Origin of the sequence: Ruminiclostridium papyrosolvens DSM 2782 (assembly GCF_029318685.1) — a bacterium.
In the GTDB taxonomy this organism is placed as follows: domain Bacteria; phylum Bacillota; class Clostridia; order Acetivibrionales; family DSM-1351; genus Ruminiclostridium; species Ruminiclostridium papyrosolvens.
Genome location: NZ_CP119677.1, coordinates 2,824,852 through 2,844,502, shown reverse-complemented (window position 1 = coordinate 2,844,502; position 19,651 = coordinate 2,824,852). Strand labels below are relative to the sequence as shown.

General features: G+C 37.1%; 13 protein-coding genes, 1 tRNA gene and 1 other annotated feature (1 of these 15 cut by a window edge). All 14 genes read left to right on the top strand.

Features of this window, described 5'->3' with window-relative positions:
* Positions 1-245, top strand: a binding site (T-box leader); it begins 13 nt to the left of the window's first position.
* A 65-nt stretch (positions 246-310) separates the two neighbouring features.
* The 14 genes from ileS (at position 311) to P0092_RS12560 (ending at position 18,724) form a co-directional block, all read left to right on the top strand.
* The gene (gene ileS / locus P0092_RS12625) at positions 311-3,100 is read left to right on the top strand and encodes an isoleucine--tRNA ligase (protein ID WP_004617836.1); all 2,790 of its coding nucleotides are present in this window, start codon (positions 311-313) and stop codon (positions 3,098-3,100) included.
* Positions 3,101-3,129: 29 nt separating this feature from the next.
* Positions 3,130-4,209 (top strand): 3-dehydroquinate synthase, encoded by a 1,080-nt coding sequence (gene aroB / locus P0092_RS12620; protein ID WP_004617838.1) that lies wholly within the window; start codon positions 3,130-3,132, stop codon positions 4,207-4,209.
* A 173-nt stretch (positions 4,210-4,382) separates the two neighbouring features.
* The gene (locus P0092_RS12615) at positions 4,383-4,685 is read left to right on the top strand and encodes a DUF5665 domain-containing protein (RefSeq protein ID WP_004617840.1); all 303 of its coding nucleotides are present in this window, start codon (positions 4,383-4,385) and stop codon (positions 4,683-4,685) included.
* A gap of 24 nt (positions 4,686-4,709) precedes the next feature.
* Complete coding sequence (locus P0092_RS12610) at positions 4,710-5,342, top strand: TraR/DksA C4-type zinc finger protein (protein WP_004617841.1); 633 nt, start codon at positions 4,710-4,712, stop codon at positions 5,340-5,342.
* 146 nt (positions 5,343-5,488) lie between these two features.
* A complete protein-coding gene (locus tag P0092_RS12605) occupies positions 5,489-6,316 on the top strand; it encodes a Cof-type HAD-IIB family hydrolase (RefSeq protein ID WP_004617843.1) in 828 nt (275 codons plus the stop codon).
* A 73-nt stretch (positions 6,317-6,389) separates the two neighbouring features.
* Positions 6,390-6,464 (top strand) — tRNA-Thr (locus P0092_RS12600).
* A gap of 208 nt (positions 6,465-6,672) precedes the next feature.
* Complete coding sequence (locus P0092_RS12595; RefSeq protein ID WP_040758420.1) at positions 6,673-7,050, top strand: cellulose binding domain-containing protein; 378 nt, start codon at positions 6,673-6,675, stop codon at positions 7,048-7,050.
* Positions 6,990-7,442, top strand: coding sequence for a hypothetical protein (locus tag P0092_RS12590; protein ID WP_040758423.1), 453 nt, complete (start codon positions 6,990-6,992; stop codon positions 7,440-7,442). Before P0092_RS12595 ends, P0092_RS12590 begins: the two co-directional genes overlap by 61 nt.
* 20 nt (positions 7,443-7,462) lie before the next feature.
* The gene (locus P0092_RS12585) at positions 7,463-8,389 is read left to right on the top strand and encodes a hypothetical protein (RefSeq protein WP_004617847.1); all 927 of its coding nucleotides are present in this window, start codon (positions 7,463-7,465) and stop codon (positions 8,387-8,389) included.
* A 35-nt stretch (positions 8,390-8,424) separates the two neighbouring features.
* Entirely contained in the window at positions 8,425-15,213 is a 6,789-nt protein-coding gene (locus P0092_RS12580) for an RHS repeat domain-containing protein (protein WP_004617849.1), read from the top strand.
* Positions 15,159-16,772, top strand: coding sequence for an RHS repeat domain-containing protein (locus P0092_RS12575; RefSeq protein WP_004617851.1), 1,614 nt, complete (start codon positions 15,159-15,161; stop codon positions 16,770-16,772). Before P0092_RS12580 ends, P0092_RS12575 begins: the two co-directional genes overlap by 55 nt.
* Before the next feature lie 8 nt (positions 16,773-16,780).
* Complete coding sequence (locus P0092_RS12570) at positions 16,781-17,812, top strand: peptidoglycan-binding protein (RefSeq protein ID WP_242831736.1); 1,032 nt, start codon at positions 16,781-16,783, stop codon at positions 17,810-17,812.
* Positions 17,813-17,844: 32 nt separating this feature from the next.
* Positions 17,845-18,324 carry a hypothetical protein gene (locus P0092_RS12565; RefSeq protein ID WP_004617854.1) on the top strand — a complete coding sequence of 160 codons (480 nt, stop codon included), beginning with the start codon at positions 17,845-17,847 and terminating at the stop codon, positions 18,322-18,324.
* A gap of 16 nt (positions 18,325-18,340) precedes the next feature.
* Positions 18,341-18,724, top strand: coding sequence for a hypothetical protein (locus tag P0092_RS12560; RefSeq protein WP_004617855.1), 384 nt, complete (start codon positions 18,341-18,343; stop codon positions 18,722-18,724).
* Positions 18,725-19,651: the final 927 nt, after the last annotated feature.

Genomic DNA, 19,651 nt, shown 5'->3' with positions numbered 1-19,651 from the left:
TTGGAAAGAGTAGAAAGCAGTTGGCTTCACAGAGAGCGGAAGAGAGGTGAAATTTCCGCAGGTTCAAGCTTTTGAAAATCATCCATGAGTTGCAGCCTGAAATTCTATGATATGTGTGGAACATATACTGAAGTAGGGTGTGCCGGTGATGAGCCGTTATAAAACGAAGTGATTATTGTCATGTTATTATTTTTCATGCTACAAAATAATTTGGGTGGTACCGCGAAAATAGCCTCGTCCCTTTGATGGAACGGGGCTTTGTTATATTTTAGAATAATTAATTTACTATATTTAACCGGAGGTAATAGAAATGGCAGAAGATTATGGAAAATCTTTAAATCTACCACAAACTGACTTTCCTATGAGGGCAAACCTGCCTCAAAGGGAACCGGAATTCCTGAAAAAATGGGAAGACATGGATATTTATAATAAGCAATTGAAGAAAGCGGAAGGAAAGCCTTCCTTTATACTTCATGACGGACCGCCTTATGCAAATGGAGGTATTCACCTTGGAACCTCGTTGAATAAGATTTTAAAGGATATCGTTGTTAAGTATAAAAGTATGTCAGGATACTATACTCCATATGTTCCGGGCTGGGACACACACGGACTTCCGATTGAACAGAGAGCCATCAAGGAATTGGGGCTAAAGAGGCATGAAGTTGGTCCTGTTGTTTTCAGAGAGGCATGTGAAGGCTTTGCAATGAAGTATCTGGATATACAGAGAGAGTCATTTAAAAGACTGGGTGTAAGAGCTGACTGGGAGCATCCGTATGTAACTCTTAAACCGGAGTTTGAAGCAAAGCAGATAGAAGTTTTTGGGGAAATGGCTAAGAAGGGGCATATATATAAAGGCTTAAAGCCTGTATACTGGTGTCCTGAGTGTGAAACTGCTCTGGCTGAAGCTGAAATTGAATACGCAGACGATACTACCGTATCAATATATGTTAAGTTTCAGGTAAGAGATGACAAGGGAATTTTTGAAGGTGTCGCACCAAAGGAAAAGATTAACTTTGTTATATGGACAACAACTACTTGGACTTTGCCTGCAAACCTTGCAATTTGTTTGAATGAGTCATTTGAATACTCTGTTGTAAAAGCAAACGATGAGTACTATGTTCTCGCTGCAGAGCTTGTTGAAAATACAATGAAGGCTGCTGCTATAACAGAATATGAAACTGTTGCAAAATTCAAAGGCAGCGAGCTTGAAGGAATTCTTTGCAAGCATCCGTTCCTGGACAGGGATTCACTGGTTATTCTTGGAGACCATGTTACTCTTGAAGCAGGTACCGGTTGTGTTCATACTGCTCCGGGACATGGTGCGGAAGACTTCCTTGTATGCCAGAAATACAAGATTCCTGTATTGGTTCCGGTTGACAGCAAGGGCTTCCTGACTAAAGAAGCGGGACCTTTTGCAGGTATGTTCTACAAGAAATCAAATCCAGCAATAATTGAGAAATTGACTCAGGACGGCAGACTTTTAGCTTCAGAGAGTATTACTCACCAATATCCACATTGTTGGAGATGTAAAGACCCGATTATATTCCGTGCTACCGAGCAATGGTTTGCATCAATAGACAGCTTCAGAGACGCTGCTCTTGAAGCTATAAAAACTGTTAAATGGGTACCTGAATGGGGTCAGGAAAGAATAACTAACATGGTTAGAGACAGGGGAGATTGGTGTATTTCCAGACAGCGTATCTGGGGTGTGCCTATTCCGATATTCTACTGTAAAGACTGCGGTAAGGAATTGATAACTGATGAATCAATAAAGGCTGTGGCTGAGCTTTTCAGAGTAAAGGGATCAAATGCATGGTATGCAATGGATGCTTCCGAAATCCTTCCAAAGGGTACGAAATGTGGATGCGGACATGATGAGTTTTCAAAAGAAACAGATATTATGGATGTTTGGTTTGATTCAGGCTCCAGTCATGTAGCTGTTCTGGAAAACAGAGAAGGATTATCCTGGCCGGCAGATCTGTACCTTGAAGGAAGCGACCAACACAGAGGATGGTTCCAATCATCACTTTTGACTTCTGTTGCCACAAGAAAAGGAGCACCTTACAAAAAGGTTCTGACTCACGGGTATGTTATTGATGAAGAAAAGAGAAAGATGTCAAAATCACTTGGAAACGGTATTGATCCTGCTGATGTTATCAAGGAGTACGGCGCGGATATACTGAGACTTTGGGTTGCTTCATCAGACTACACGACTGATATTAAGATATCAAAGGATTTATTGAAGCAGCTTTCTGAAGTTTATAGAAAGATAAGAAATACAGCAAGATATATCCTTGGAAATATAAATGGCTTCAATCCTGATACAGACAGTGTTGATTACAGTGAATTGAGTGAACTTGACAGATGGGCTCTTTACAAGATGACTAATCTGATTAAGAAGGTTAATGAAGCATACAGCGGTTATGAATTCCATATGATGTTCCATGCAATCCACAATTTCTGTGTTGTTGACATGAGTAACTTCTATCTGGATATTATAAAGGACAGACTTTACACTTCGAAGCCTGATTCAAAGGAAAGAAGAGCAGCGCAGACTGTAATGTATGAAATACTTCAGTCTTTGGTAAGAATGTTGACTCCTGTTCTTGCATTTACTACAGAGGAAATTTGGCAGTATATGCCTCACAGAGCAGAAGACGATATCGAGAGTATTCAGTTGAACAGCTGGCCACAGGTAAATGAAATGTATTTAGATACCCAGTTGGCAGAAAAATGGGAAAAAATATTCGAGCTTAGGTCAGATGTTTCAAAGGCACTGGAAATAGCAAGAGCTAACAAAACTATTGGTCATTCTCTAAATGCTAAAGTAACTTTATATGCTGACGGAGAAAATCTTGAGTTTATTAAGAGCATAGAAAGCGACCTTGTTACTGTGTTTATAGTTTCAGCTGTTGAAATTAAAAATCTTGCTGATGCTCCTTCTGCAGCCCAAAATGATGAGGAAATGCCGGAAATAAAAGTTTCGGTTGAACAGGCACCGGGAGATAAGTGTGAGAGATGCTGGATGTTCAGTGAGTTTGTAGGCGAGGACGAAAAACACCCGACACTTTGTAAGAGATGTGCTGATGTAGTAGGTTAATAAGGCATATCAGATTTGGGAGACATATTATGATTAGACATACTATAAATCTAAATGAAAGAAGTTATCCTATTTGCATTGCAACAGACTTTCAGGAACTTGGGAAGGTTGTACTGTCATTCAGACAGGGTAACAAAGCCCTTTTGGTTACCGACGAGAATGTTGATAACTACTATTCTGATGAGTGTATGAAAGTGCTTCAAGACAGCGGAATAGAGGTTAACAAGTACGTTCTGAAGCCCGGTGAGAATAATAAAACACTTGAGGCAGTTTATGGTATATATAATAAAATGGTAGAGTGCAAGCTGGACAGAAGCAGTATTGCGCTGGCTCTTGGAGGCGGGGTAGTCGGTGATATTGTCGGCTTTGCAGCTGCCACCTATATGAGAGGTATCAACTTTGTACAGATACCTACATCACTGTTGGCACAGGCAGACAGCAGTGTTGGAGGTAAAACCGGAGTTGATTTCAATGGGCATAAGAACATTGTGGGTGCATTTTATCAGCCTAAAGCAGTGTTTATTAATGTAAATACTATTAAGACTTTGCCTAAAAGAGAAATTTCTGCAGGTCTTGCGGAAGTAATCAAACACGGTTTGATTTTGGATGAAGAATACTGTGAGTATATTAACTATAACTCTGATAAGATATTTAAATTTGATGAGAATGTTTTACAGTATCTTGCTAAAAAGAACTGTTCAATAAAGGGTTATGTTGTTGAGCAGGACGAAAAAGAGGATGATTTAAGGGCTATTCTTAATTTGGGTCATACAATTGGCCATGCAATTGAAACAATTGAAAATTTCAGACTTTTGCATGGAGAATGTGTGTCTATCGGAATAGTTGGCGCATTCAAAATGGCTCATTACATGGATGTTTTGGGTGAGCAAACTGTTAATCAGGTTAAAGCCATACTTGTAAAACTTGGCCTTCCTGTTTCTTTACCGGGACTGGATGCTGAGAGAGTATTCAACCAGATTTTTTATGATAAAAAGGTAAAGGACAGTAAATTGAAATTTGTTTTGCCACGTAGAATTGGTGAAGTTTTCCAATGCACCATTGAGGACAGCGGATTGATTAAAAAAGTTCTTTCAGATTTGGCTAAGTAAAATTAAATTTTATTAAAAGCACATTAACCGTTTTAGCATTTGTTAATCCGGTTTGTGTGCTTTTTTGTATTTAGTTAGAAAAATTTCTTACGAATAAATAAAGCTAAACAGAACAACCATAATTATATTGAAAAGTTTAAATTGCTTTCATGTGGAGGGAGTACTTATAAAATATGGCCAATAACAATCATTTAATTAGTGAACTGTCCAAAAAAGTTGATAATATGGCTCTTAAAATGGAGAAGATGAAATTCGTGGATTACGTTTATTATCTTGAACATCCTAGAAAAATGCTATGGGCAAATTTTGTAAGTGGTCTGGCAAGAGGTTTTGGGATAGCCATTGGATTTACTATTCTTGGAGCTATTGCTATTTACTTCCTTAATATTATAGTAAAAATAAATCTTCCATACATCGGACAATTTATAAGTGATATAGTGAAGATTGTGCAAAGCAGCAGTAGAAATGTTAGATGACAGTATTAACATAGGAGGAATCATATGGACAAGAATCAGCTGTTGCACTACAAAGATAAGCTTAAAACGGAAGCAAAAAGGACTGACACTGCGTTGGAACAAATGGGAGACTTGAAGGAGGGAGAAATGAGCAATTATACTCCTTCAGAGTTATCAAATTATGATAATCATCCTGCGGAACTGGGAAGCGAGCTATATACAGTTGAAATGAATCTGGCACTGAAAGTCCATGAACAAACAAAACTTAATGATATTAAGCTTGCTTTGAAAAAAATAGATAATGGAACCTATGGTGTTTGTGAAAACTGTAAAAAGGAAATAAATCCCGAGAGGCTTGAAGTGATGCCTGCTGCCAGATTTTGCATGGAATGTCAGGAGGATAAAGAAGCTAAAGAGATTAATACACCGGATCAGCAGTATAACGAAATTTTTGATAGTCCCTTTGGAAGAAAGCACTTGAATAAGCAAGAAGATGATGAATTCGAAGGCTTGGATCAACTAAATGACCTGCTAAAGTACGGAAGTGCGGATACCCCACAGGATATGTCAGGATATGCAGATTACGAAGATTTTTATACAAATGATGTTGATAATCAGGGGTACGTTGAAGAAACTGATAAAATATCAAATCAACAGTACAAGAACCAACTTCCTTAAAAAAACAGCTTCCTGTGTGAATTCTTCATGTGGGAGGCTGTTTTTTGTAGTATACTATAAAAGTGTTAATTTCTTATAGAGGAAAACATACTATTTTTTATTGATTAATTATCAATAAATATATAAAAATTATTTTGCGAGGTCATATGTTTAATAACTATAGTAAATATCTTATAATAAGCGATTTAGATGGTACTTTAATAAATTCACAGCATTTAATATCACAGGAAAATCTTGATGCAATAAGCTTTTTTATAAAAAATGGTGGGAGCTTTGCTATTGCCACGGGACGTTCAAAGGACAATATACGTCCCTACATAGAAAATTTAACCCTGAATGGCCCATGTATCCTATATAACGGAGGAGGTATTTACAATTTTCAAGAGGAAAGATTTTTAGCTACTGAACTTATGGATAAGAGTTTAGTTGAGGAATATATTATTTATTGCATGAAGAATTATAAAAACATGGTGGTCGAAATATTCACACCTGATATGTTGTACATAATAACACCTGACCATATACTAGACCCATATGTTGAGAGGGAGAAACAGGTATACGTAAGAACCACACTTGATGAGGTCATGAAAAAGGACTGGATTAAGGTACTTATATATGACAGCCCGGAAAGCCTTCAAAAAGCCCAGAGTATGTTGAAAAATTATAATTTTCTTGATAAGGTAGATAGTTTTTTTTCACAGGTATTTTATCTTGAGCTTATTAAGAAAGGCATTTCAAAAGGGGCGGCTTTGGAGAGGTTAAAAAATTTAAATCAGTACCGTGATAAAACAATTATTGCAGTAGGCGACTATGATAACGATGTTGAAATGATTAGCTCAGCCGATGTAGGAATTGCAGTCAGTAATGCCAGAGAATGCGTTAAAGATGTTGCTGATATAGTGACTGTTAGTAATGACGAAAATGCTTTGCATGATATTATTTATAATATAATACCCTCTCTGGCCGATAAGTAAATTCTACAAAAATAATTGAACTGACAGGAATTTAGTGCTAATATAAATAGTGCAAGAATAAAATTGCATGTATGCTGGTGTGGCTCAATGGCAGAGCAGCGGTATCGTAAACCGCAGGTTGTCGGTTCGATTCCGACTACCAGCTCCAAGGGAAAACCCTGTAGATAGTGTATCTACAGGGTTTTTTATGTGTTTAGAATAGTTTACATACAGAATATTATGTAAATACCAGAATAATATTAAAATAATACCTAATTATATATTTAATAACACAAATTTACATATAATCTCAATATATGATAATCTATTTGCAAGTATAATTAAGGAATAATTTCAACATATTACTGGAGGACCATATGAAAAAGATAAGAAAAAATGTTTCAATAATGTTAATTTTTTTATTGATTGTTCAAATGATTTTCTGTAATATTGCAAATTCTCAAACAGTATTATCTGACGGCACAGCAACTATAGAGCTTGATGGACAGATTAAAGTTCAAATGTTCAATTTAAACAGAATACCAGAATACAGATTATTAACTCCTGTGTTTAATATATGTAATATAGGGAATGTTGAAATTAATTTATCGGATATCAAATTAAGGTATTTTTATACTGATAATGGCGATTCAGACCAGATATTTGAATACAGTAGCCCGGATATAAGTGATTCTTGTGTCAAAGGGAGTTTTTTAAGTGGACATCCAATACACAAGGGGCTGAGTATTGCTTAGAAATCAGTTTTACAAGTGAGGCAGGTGTTTTTCTTCCGGGAAAAAATGCAGAGGTTCAAGCTTTCGTACTAAAAAGTGACTGGGGAAAATATAGCCAAATTGATGATTATTCCTTTAATTCATCTGATTCAGGCTTCGTAGATTGGAACAGAGTAACTGGATATGTAGGTGATAAATTGGTATGGGGAATTGAGCCTGAGCCTGTGTCTGCAACGGAAAATGTAATTGCAGTTCCTTCTGCAATTAGTATGGCCTTAAGCTGGGATGAAGTACAAAATGCAACAAGTCCACTGCCGGATATACCTAATGTCAAGGTAGAAGATATAAAGCCTCAAAATCCTACAGACGAAGTAATGAATGAAATTAAAGAAATAAATCCAATGAATAAATAATTCACAAGGAGAAAAAATACATGAAAAATCCAAAATATAAAAAAATATTGGTGTCCTTCCTAATAGGAGCATTAATTCTTCAGGCAGGGTTTATAGGATATTCCATGATTGGAAACGTTACTCTGGGATTCAAAAGCAAGAATGTTGGTGTAAGCCCGCATACTGAGGTTAGAAATCAAATAGACAGTAACGGAAAATCAGAAGCAACTGGGGTAGTAAAAGAAGACAATAATATCAAAGATCAAACAAGTAATGAAATATCACAGGAGATACTTGGGCTAATAAAATCTGCCGACCCAGATAATTATAATCGAAATGTTGACAACTACAGAAAACTTTTAAAAGACTTAAATGTACATATAATTTACAAGAATGAAATAGAAAGGCTTATGAAGAAAGGCTTTAAAGTACCTGATATATTAACGTCATACACTTTTCTCAATGACTGCTACGGTAACATGAATTATTTGGAAGCATTTTTAAAAGAGAAAAAAAAGGGTATGGAATGGGCTGATATATTTAAAGAATATAACAAAAAGCATCCCACTTTCATGCCAAGCAACTTTGATTCCATGTATTTAGACAAGCTATTGAAAACACAGGACATCAATCAGGATGATTTAATTATAGCAGACCGAGTGAGTCAAAATGCAAAGGTTGATTTTTCAGATGTAATAAATAAAAGGATTAATGGTGTAAGTTTAAGGGCTATTAATGACCAGTACAAAATTGTAAATGGCCTGGAAGAATCACCTCACCTTAATGTAACAGGTGAACAGCTTGAAAGGTATGCCACCCAGTCAAAGCTGACAGAAGAAGAGGTAATAGATGCACTTACAATTTCCAGAAAGCTTGGTTCAAGTGCAGACAGCGTTCTTAAATCAATGAAACAGGGGCTCTCAAAGGAAGAAATATATGCAGGTGCCTATTTAAAGAAATTTAATTAGAAATATATAAACAAACTTTTTAGGGAGGTTACACCTTGAACAAGAAAAAAATAGCCATAACCTTAATTATATCGGCAGTGATTCTTTTTATTTCATTTATACCGTTGCAGACCATATATGCATCAACAGTTGAGGAAGAGATGAATAACCTTACCGGGCCAAGGCAGCAGTACAATACCATGCTTTCACCTGCATATCTTAGAAACAATACGTCAGAAGACTCTGTTAGTCCTCAAAGCGGAAGTATTTCACTTGCTCAAACCGATTATGTACTGCCAGGCATTAGTGGACTTGATGTTGAGATAAAGAGGATTTACAGCAGCGGGTCTGCTAATGTTCGTGAAATGAAGGCGCAGTATATAAATGGAGTCTGGGTAGACCAGGTGTATTCAGATAATACTACAAGCTCTTTTTACGAGGATAGGTACAACCTTGGAATAGGAATGAGGTTTTCATTTCCCACTATTGAGATAAAGAAGAATGAAGATAGTACAAGCTGTAAATATCTTCACACAGAGGCAGGGGATGTTTATGAACTTGGTAAACCTAAAGAAGAGAAAGAAGTTATTACATATCCTATTGAAAATCAGACAGTAAAGGATGCGACAATCAGTGAGAGCAAGGAATTTACCAATGGACAAAGTACGTCCTTCTATGTTATGACCACCAAGGAAGGTAAGAAAACCTTTTTTGATAGTGACGGAAGAATATTAGGGATAGTTGATAGATACAGCAACAAAATTACCTTTCAATATATAGAACAAGAATATAAAATAGACGGTGCAGTTAGGAAGAAGAAGCTACTTTCTAAAATCACAGATACATTGGACAGAGAGATAAATATAGAGTACAAGGAGGATGCCTCCTTCGTTGTTGGACCAATACAGAATGAGAAATACAGTCTTGAGGACAGCTACAAGGCCTCACAGAATCCAGATAATACAAATTCCGGTGACTTGAAGGGAAAATTTCAGGTAATTATAACACTGCCGGGAAATAAGCAGATAATATATGATAAATCAGCCGTACTTGTAAATACCTCAAAGCATGTTGTCAGAACAAGGCTTCAGAGGGTTTTCGATTTGGATGGAAAGCCTAAATACCATTTCTGGTATGATCAGCCTGAACTCGGGTTTACTTTTGGTAACGGCAAAAGCTATTCTGCCTACAACAGGTATGAAACCCTGACACAGTTAGATTACTGCAAAACTAACAGGTTAGAACGCTTTTCCTATGACACATATACAAAATCACTGTCAAATATGGGAAGTATGCAGTATAGAAAAGTATTTGAAAAGAAGGAACTGGAGAAAACAGATTTTGACTCTTCCAAAAGCAAATTTCTGGATAGCTTTAATTTCAATATCAGGGACAGGATTAGCTATAAATATTCAAATGAGCCTGATGGATATGATGTCACCGGCTATAATGAAAAAGATAATTTATATCTTAAAGATACTTACAGATATTACACAGAGAAGACAGAATATAATAATACAGTAACAAAATATACGTACAATGGTATCCACGAGATAGTAGATACAGTTGAAAAAGGCAGTGGACATACAAGAAAATCCTTTACAGAATATGACGAGAGAAAGTTTCCAAAGAAGACAGAAACTACATTTACAAGCCTCGAAAATGGTCAACAAAAAGGCAATACAGTAAAAAAAATAGAAAATTTCAGATATGATGAATACGGGAACCTTGCCAATTATATCGGACCACTGGCAGAAAGGGATGAAAATGGATACCCCGTAAATGAAGAAAATACGGTTACTTACACCTATGACTATAATAAATATCATATGCTTACTTCCAAGACCTGGTATCTTGATAAGAATACAAAATGCCAAATTATATATACTGTTGATAACAACGGAGATGTTATTAAAGAAGAAAAGGTTCACACCAGCGACAGTAACTCTTGGATTGTAACGGATTACTCATACGACAGTAAGGGGAATATGCTCCAAAAAACAGTTCATGATAAGGGTCATAATTATGTTACAAAATATGAATATGGTACGGATGCGGACGGTGTGAACCATAAGGGTGCATACCTTACAAAACAATTTAGTATTGCGGATGATAATGTGGAAATATCCAGTCAATACACGTATGACTTCAACACCGGAAACAAGCTTGCTGAATTGGATGAAAACGGCAATAGAACCTCTTATACATATGATACTTTAAGCAGGATTGTAAAGATAACCTACCCTGACAGTACCACCAAGCAATATACATATAATGACTATGTCTCACGTAACAAGGAGATACAGTACACAGACCCCTCGGGAGTAAACTTCCTGTATAAATACGATATATTTGGAAATCAGGTGGAATACAACGTAAATGATAATGAGCAGTGGCATGTTCTTTTAAAGGATGAGTATAATTCGCAGGGAAACAAGGTTAAAGAAATCGATGCAAATGGAAACAGTACAAGATTTACATATAACAGTGAAAACCTGATATTGAAGAAGGAATACTTTGAAAAGGATTCCATTAAAAAAGAAGATATCACTTTGGAGTATACTTACGGCCCTGATGCGGAAAGCTTCCTTCTAATTTCCCTTACAGATGAAGACGGCTATACTAAAAAGATGTTTTTTGATGTCATGAACAGGCAGGTTAAATCGGAGGTTACGCCTGACAAGTCCAGATACTATATTTCATCTATCCAGTATAATAATGTGGGAAACAAGGTCAGTGAGACTGATGCCAGAGGCAATTCTACAAGGTATACCTACGACGATAATGGAAGGCTTGTTAGTAAAAAGGATGCTTTAAATAATGAGACAAAGTATACCTATAACAGCATTGACAAGCTACTGTATGTTGATGAGCCCGAAGGCCGTACAACTTCATACCTTTACGATACCATGGGTAGAACGGTTCAAGAGAGGATATATGATAGAGCAGTGCCTGACAGTTATGTATACAAAAACTATTCCTACGACAAGGCCGGGAATGTAACTGCTCTGGAACAGGGAAGCTTTGACTCAGATAAGGCTTTGGTTTCATCATACAGTGAATATTCCTATAACAACATGAACAGGCTTACTGACCAGTATTCAAAAATAGATGACACTAGAAAATCTCATGCTAAGTTTACTTATGATAAAAAAGGAAACAAAATCAACATAGTTGACTTTATCAGTGAAGACGGCAGCAGTAACTTAAAGCAGAGCTTTGAATATGACTATGGGGATAGGGTTATCAAGGAAGAAGGAATAATGACTCGGCAGGCCACAGAAATAAACCCTGCCCAACTGGGTCATTACATAAAAAAATTCGGGTTTGATTATGCAGGAAATCTTATTTGCCAGAAGCAATACAATGGTGTGGACTATGATAAAACATCATACGCATATGACTATCGGAACAGGCTTGTCCAAAAGGAGGAACCCTTTACCTCTGATGGCAAGGTAAAAGCAACGTCCTACAGCTATGACAGAAGAGGTAATTTGACCACGGAGACAGTTACTTGCTCAGGTACGGATTACACTACACAATATCAATATAATGGACTTGGAAAAGCTTCTGTAATAATAGATCCTATGGGAGGTGTAACAAAATATTTGTATGATGAAAATGGGAATCTGACCAAAGAAATAGATCCCAGATATTCATCTGTAGATGTGACTAATGCACCCGGAATAGAGTATCAGTACGATGCTCTAAACAGACAGGTAGGCTCAGTTGTAAGAAATAACAGTGAAAACATTGTTACAAGTTACAGGGAGTATGACAGCCGTGGGAATGTGACTAAAGAAGCAGACGGAGAAGGTTACAACAAGGATAATCCTTCTGATTCCTTTGGCAATATTTATGAGTATGATGCATTAAATAATATAACAAAGTACATCTCTGCTCAAACATACAAAGACAATACCATAAACGGAACAAGTAACTTTACAAGAAAGTATACCTATGACGGTTCTGGAAGACAACTTGCTGAAACAGATGCTTTGGGAAATGTGACACAAAGCTTGTATTTCATGAACGGTCTGCTAAAAGAAAAAATATATCCTGATAAGTCCAAGGAAAGCCATGAATTTGACCTTACAGGGAAGACTATGTCTGTGGATACTGATAAAGAAGGAAACAAAACAACCGTATACTTAAACATTTTTGGAAAGCCTTATAGAATTGAGTATCCGGATACAACTGTAGAAATCATGGAATACTCAAATAAGGGTGAAATGATTAAAAGTATTGATAAAGCAGGAGATGCAGATTATTTCTCCTACAACCTGTTGGGAAATCTGATTGACAAAAAAGAGTTTCTGACTACTGATGGTACCTTTGATAGCTATAAACATATCCGTAGCAGTTATAACGAACTGGGAAAACCGATTAGTGTAGAGACGTTTTTGTATACAGTACAAAAGGGAACGGTTTCGGGAGGAGAGGACAGAGCCTCAGGGGATAAAATAAACATTACATACGATAAAAACTCGAGATTAGTAAAAGAATCAGGCCCTGCTGAACATGAAACATTAAACGAATATGACAAAAAGGGTAACCTTATTACCAAAAAGAAGAAAATAGATAATGATAATTATCTTACAACAAGGTATAAATATGATGTTCAGTCCAGATACATAGAGGAGGCTCTCCTTGCAGATACATCGGAATTGGATGCAAACAGCATTAGAAAAGTTGAATTTGATAATGAATATACTACAAAAGTAAAATCAAAAACCACGTATACCTATTTTAATAACGGACAGGTCAAGTCAAAAACGGATGGAAACGAATATGCAAGAACCTACCAATACGATCTGGATAAAAGAGTTGTTAAGGAAACCGCAAAGTATTCTACCGACTACAGCTATGACCTTAACGGCAATGTGCGTGAAAAGAAGAATGCAAAGGGAATATCGACTTACTATGAATATGACAATATGGGGAGACTCTTAAGGCAAAAAGCTCCTTCAGCAGGAAACGGAATGGCAGTAACAAGATATATATATGATATAAAAGGCAACCTTATAAAGAAGATCGACCCAAACAACTATGACAAAGAAAAGGATACGCCACAACTTGCTTCATCCATGAAGGGGATGTCATATACATATGACAATATGAACAGGCGACTGGCAACAATACTTCCCGACGGAAGTGTTCAGGAATACCTGAAGTATGATGCTATGGGAAATATTATAAAAAGGGTAGATGGACTTAGGTTCAAGGACAACATTGAAAACTCATTTGGATTAAGCTATGAATATGATTCAATTGGAAGACTGCTGAAAGAAACAAACCCTTTAGGATACTTCAAGACTTATGAATATAATGTCCTTGGGGGCATTGTGAAAGCCACTGACGAAAATGGGAATTCCACCCTGTATGATTACAATGGTGATGGAACACTTGCAAAACAGACCTTTGCTGATGGTGGCTCTATAGAGTATTCGTATGACAAACTGGGAAGAAAAATATCTGAGAAGAACCAGCTTGGAAGTATCACCAAATACAGCTATAACAGCTTTGGGAAAATAAAAACAGAGATTGATGTATACGGGAATACCTTGGAGTATAAAGCGGATTTGGCAGGAAACATAATTTCATCAAAGGATAAAAAGGGAAGTATCACATACATTACATATGATTTTGATAACAGGGTAATTAAAAAGAGAATTCCTATTGAAACGGATGGAAGTGGAAACATAATATATTCAATAGAAAATTATACCTATGACGAATTGGGAAATATAATTACGGCTGTACTCACAGGGACCAAGGACAAGCTATCCACAAGAACAAAAACATACACCTACTATGACAATGGTCTGATGAACACAGTTATAGACAGTGGTGAAGCTTTTTCCAGAAGCTATTACGACAAAAACGGAAATACAATAAAAAAGGAAATCCTCCGCTCTGAGGGAATATATGACATCGAGAAATTTGAATATGACAGCCTGAACAGACTTATCAGAGATATAAAGCTGATAGACGAGGAAGACATATATAACACTTCAGACTTTGAAGCTGCTGACAGCCTGCGGGACGATGAATATCCCGGTAAGTTCAGAATTATAACTCAATACGAGTACGATATTCTTGGGAATAAAACAAAGGAAATACGTCCGATGGCATTTGCCTTTTCAGAAGATGACAGCCGAAGGGACAGCTATATTACCAATTATTCATACGATATATTAAACCGGCTTGAAACGGTTACACAAAACTATGACGGAAAGGACGTAACCCTACAGTATACCTATGATAAGGCCGGAAACAAACTATCTGAAAAAAATGAGAGAGGTTTTGAAACTAAATATACCTTTGATAACCTAAATAGAGTACAAACAATAACAGACCCAGAGAATAACACTCTGAAATATACATATGACCTTGTTGGAAACAAGCTCTCTGAGACCAACTCCAAGGGATGTACAATGACATATGGCTATGACAAGCTAAACAGGCTTGTAACTACTACTGATGCCTACGGAAAAATCATTGGCAGAAAGGTTTACGATGCAAATAGCAATGTAATAAAGGAAATTGATGCAAAGGGATATCTTTCAGGTGGGGATGATGAAACCAGATACGGTACCGTTCATACATATGATATGGGAAACAGACTGGTAAAAACGGCTTCACCTGAGGCGACAGCCCAAAATACGTATTCAATAGAGTACAGCTACAATCAATACGGTGAGGTGACAGGTAAGAAGGATGCCCTGGGGAATGTCACAGCTTACCAATATGACAACAGAGGAAAACTGACAAAAGTAACGGACCCCCTATGGGAGTATCTACAAAGTACAGCTATGACAAGCAAGGCAGCAAACTTACAATGACAGACGGAAGAGGAAAGCTGACAGACTACAGATACACTGCCTTTGGCAATACCAAGACAATATTGAACCCCGACGGCAAAACAGTTTCATATAAATATGATTTGTCAGGAAATGCTGTCTGCATAACCGATAAAAACGGTAACAACACACTATATATCTATGACAGCAGGGGTCTTGTGTTGGAAAAGCAGGTAAAAGAAACAGGAGACAGCATAAAATATACCTATGATGAAGCCGGAAACAGGAAATTTATGGAGGATGAAAGCGGTGTAAGCACCTATACCTATGACGGAAACAACAGACTCCTTGAAATAAAGAAGGATGGTGCCTCCCATATAGGTTATGCCTACGACGAAGTCGGTAATGTTGCAAAAGTAACAGACCAAAAAGGCAATATTGTAAGCTATACATATGATAAGTCCAACAGAATGGAAACAGTCACTGCTAACGGGAAAACCACTACATACACCTACGACGAGAACGGTAACAGGGAGGCAATAGAATATGAGGGTGGAGTAAGTGAGGAGTATACCTACGACAGGGACAATCATTTAATACTGCTGGAAAATAAAAAGCCTGATGGAACCATTATATCGGAGTACAATTACAAATATGACCTTGCAGGAAGACAAATATCAAAAACAGACAGCTATGGTACAACAAGCTATGAATATGACAGGGATGGCAGGGTAATAAAAATAGCAGCACCGGGGAAAACAACCTTGTACACCTATGATAATGCCGGAGACAGAGTATCACAGAATGAAACCTATACATCAGCTCAGCCAAGCAGCTATATTGACTCTGTATCGGGAAAAGAAATACAATATATATTGAAGAAAAGTGAATACACATACTCATCGTCAAATCAGCTTCTGAAGCTGTCAGAGAGGATGTTTGACGAAAGCAACAAGGAAATCGCACGGAAAACAACAAAAACAGCATATGACGATAACGGAAATCAGCTAAAGCAAAGCGTGAGCTATACGCTTCCTGCCGATACAAAGCTGCTTCCGACCACAAAGGGTAATGCCTACGGAGACAGTATGTCAGGCACCATTGACAAGCTGGTGGAAAAGACAAGCTATACCTTTGACGGCTTCAACAGGCTTAAGAAAGCGGAAACCGTAAAGGACGGCAAGCACACGGAAGCAGAATATAAATACGACGGGGACGACCTGAGGGTAAACAAGACAGTAAAAAAATCCGATAATGCGTACAAGGAGGAAATAACCAACTATCTCTACGACAGACAGAATGTAATCCTTGAAACAGATGCAGCAGGAAATATAAAAACAAGGTACATAAAAGGAATAAACTACATAGCCAGCGTGGATTCCGAAAACAAAGAAGCCTATTTCCTGTTTAACGGACACGGAGATACAGTCCAGACAGTAAATGAAGCAGGAGAGGTCCAAAACCGATATGACTATGACATATGGGGAAATCCTACACTGACCATAGAGGTAAAGGCAAATGCAATACGTTACGCAGGGGAATACATAGACACCGAGACAGGACTATATTATCTTAAACAAGGTATTATGATCCATATGTAGGTCGCTTCATCAGCGAGGACAGCTACTTCGGAGAGGATGAGAATCCATTGTCGCTGAATAGGTACACGTATTGTCATAATGATCCGATACAGTTTGTGGATCCTAGTGGGCATAGTGAATCAATAGATAAGTTTCTAAGCGTAGGAGATCAAGAAAGGGTTCAAAAATTGGGGCAGGATTATGCTGCTGCTAAAAAGAAAGGTAATATAAAAGCAATGGATGATGCTCATAGGGCAGCAGCAATAAGAGCATCAGTGTTTGGTGATAAATATGTTGATACATATAAATACCGTACTCCAGAGCCGGATCAAAATCCAAATGGCTGTTATGGCATAGGTTCAAGAGGGGAGAAGGTTGAAGATATCCAGACAGCATTGGTTAATAACGGATACAGTGTAGGTAACAGTGGCCCTAACTATGATGGGATTGATAAGACCTTTGGGGTAGATACAAAAGCTGCAGTAGTAAGATATCAAATTGATAATGGTTTATCATATGATGGAATTGTAGGTAAAAACACAGCAAAAAGTCTCGGAGTAAATTTGGAGAATGGAAATGCTAAAAAATCATCCAAAGGAAATGGAGGTAGCTCCAGACAAAATGATGAAATTATGTTATATCACAAAACGGGAGAAGTGATTCAATTACCAAGTAATTCAACACTGATAACATATTATACAAATAATGGATGGTCATATAATTCTCCTAAGACAAAAGCAAATAATAGCAGTACTCAACAGAATAGGACAATTACATTATATAATAAAGATGGAACATCAGAACAGGTGATTAACAATTCAACTGTTCTACCAAATTATACTAACAACGGATGGTCGTATAGTCCTCCTAAGAAAGAGGTAAATAAGGAGGCGGAGAATAGTGAAAATGTTCTAAAGAAAATGAAGGAAGAAATAAATCAGAAATGGGAAAACGGAAAATACGAGGTTGCTTATGATGTAGCAGTTGATATTGAGAAGTATATTCAAAAAGCAGAAGCATTATATGGTATAAAATTGTTGATGATTCTATCATACCAGTAAGAAAACAAATAGAATTAGCAGTTATAGATTACATGCGTAATGGAGCAGTAAGTAGAGAGATGGCAAGTTTTGGTACTCCAAACTTTGAACAAGTGGCCTTGATTGGATTTATGCTTGGTGCTAGTGCGGGAAGTAACAGCAGAAGCTTTATTACCAAAGATGACTTTAAGGGATTTAACTTTAGCAATCAGGGAGCGCCTAAGACTCCAAATGTTAATACGAAAGTAATAAATGCTGCAGAAGTAAAAGCACCTAATGCTATTAAGTCAAGCGAGGTTACAAATAGATGGAACAGCTACTTAGGAGAAAATACAACAAATATTAACCCCAGAACTGGTCAAGTAGACCCTAATAGAATTTTTTCGGCTGATGGAACTAAGAGTGTTCGATTTGATAACCATGAAATGAACAGTATGGGGACACCGAAATTCCATTATCATGAAGAAACATGGACATTTGACCCTGTGAATAATACAATGACAGTAACTAATACATTGCAAAGAATTAAATAGAAAGGTGGGTTTGCTTGTGAAAGTTATTATAAAGGAAGTCACTGAGGAAGGACAGAAGTACCATGTTAATTTCTCAACAGAGTATGGAAATGCATGTGCGTTGTGGATTGGCGAGAAACCACAAATAAACAAGGAATATTTTGTTGAGTTTGAAATTCCAGACGTGCTGTGTTGGCAAAAAGATATAATCTTTTCAGATAAGGAAGAATGCACAATTGGAATGCAGAATAATAAATTTTGCTTTATTGGTGTCTTTGAATCAATTGAAGATGATGGGTATACCGTAATAAGGCTTGGTGATAACATTATTTCTATCGAAACACAAGGAGAGCCACCTGATTTAGGTAGCAATGTAAAATTAACTGCTAATAACTTGTTGCTCTATGATGTAAATTATTAATGATTTCATGAAAGAAAGGTCACACAGTTTCGGCTGATGTGGCCCTTTTCTCCATTTGTACACCTTACAAATCCTTAGAAACCAGGCATTATCAGCTTTCAGACCACCTACCCGACACACTTTCTCTCAATCCGACCACCTACTTAGAATCTCTGTTTCGCCGGCATTGCCGGCGAAGGTGACTGGCACGGGTCGCTTGCGACCACGTGCCTTTATCCCGCATCAAAATAAATCGGTAGTTTCAGCACAATTTGTTCGGAAAAGTGCCAAGAGGAACAGTCGTCAAATTGCTCTCAAATTGCCCTCAAATACCTTTTCAGTCATTGCAGAGGTATTTGTACCCTACAGTAGATTAAAAATCGGAAACAGGGGTAACACGTTGCGACACAGGGGTAAGCATTTTGCAGTTGAAGACGGTGGTTAAAAACCAACTCTTTCAGAGAAGACAGCTCATCGCAAAAGATAAAGATAAAGCTGCCGATTAGAGTCTGACAAAATCAGCTTCAAAACACCCTCAGTTCATGCTGAACCCCTCCTTGTAAGATTTTTTTTATCTGTGGTAAACTGGGACACAGCCGGGGTTTAAGGGGGAAAATTACTTCCCCGAAATCTTAGCAAAAACAGCATATCAAAATAAATATTAAACAGAGAAGAATAAAACGATAAATGTTTTTCTTCTCTGTTTTTTTGTTTTGATTCTTTCCCATAATCTACTTTCAATCATTTCTCACCAGAGGTAACATCCAGACACTTAAAATAAAGCATATCCATGAGATATTATCCGTGATTGAAAAGAATGGTAAAGTTTTTAACTTTGAATGGCAAATAAAAGCCCGAGCAGCTATTTATTAAAATAGTTTCGCTAAAGCCCTTTTATTTTTAATAAAAAATCAATGCAAAATCAGCACATTGATATATTTGTAAATA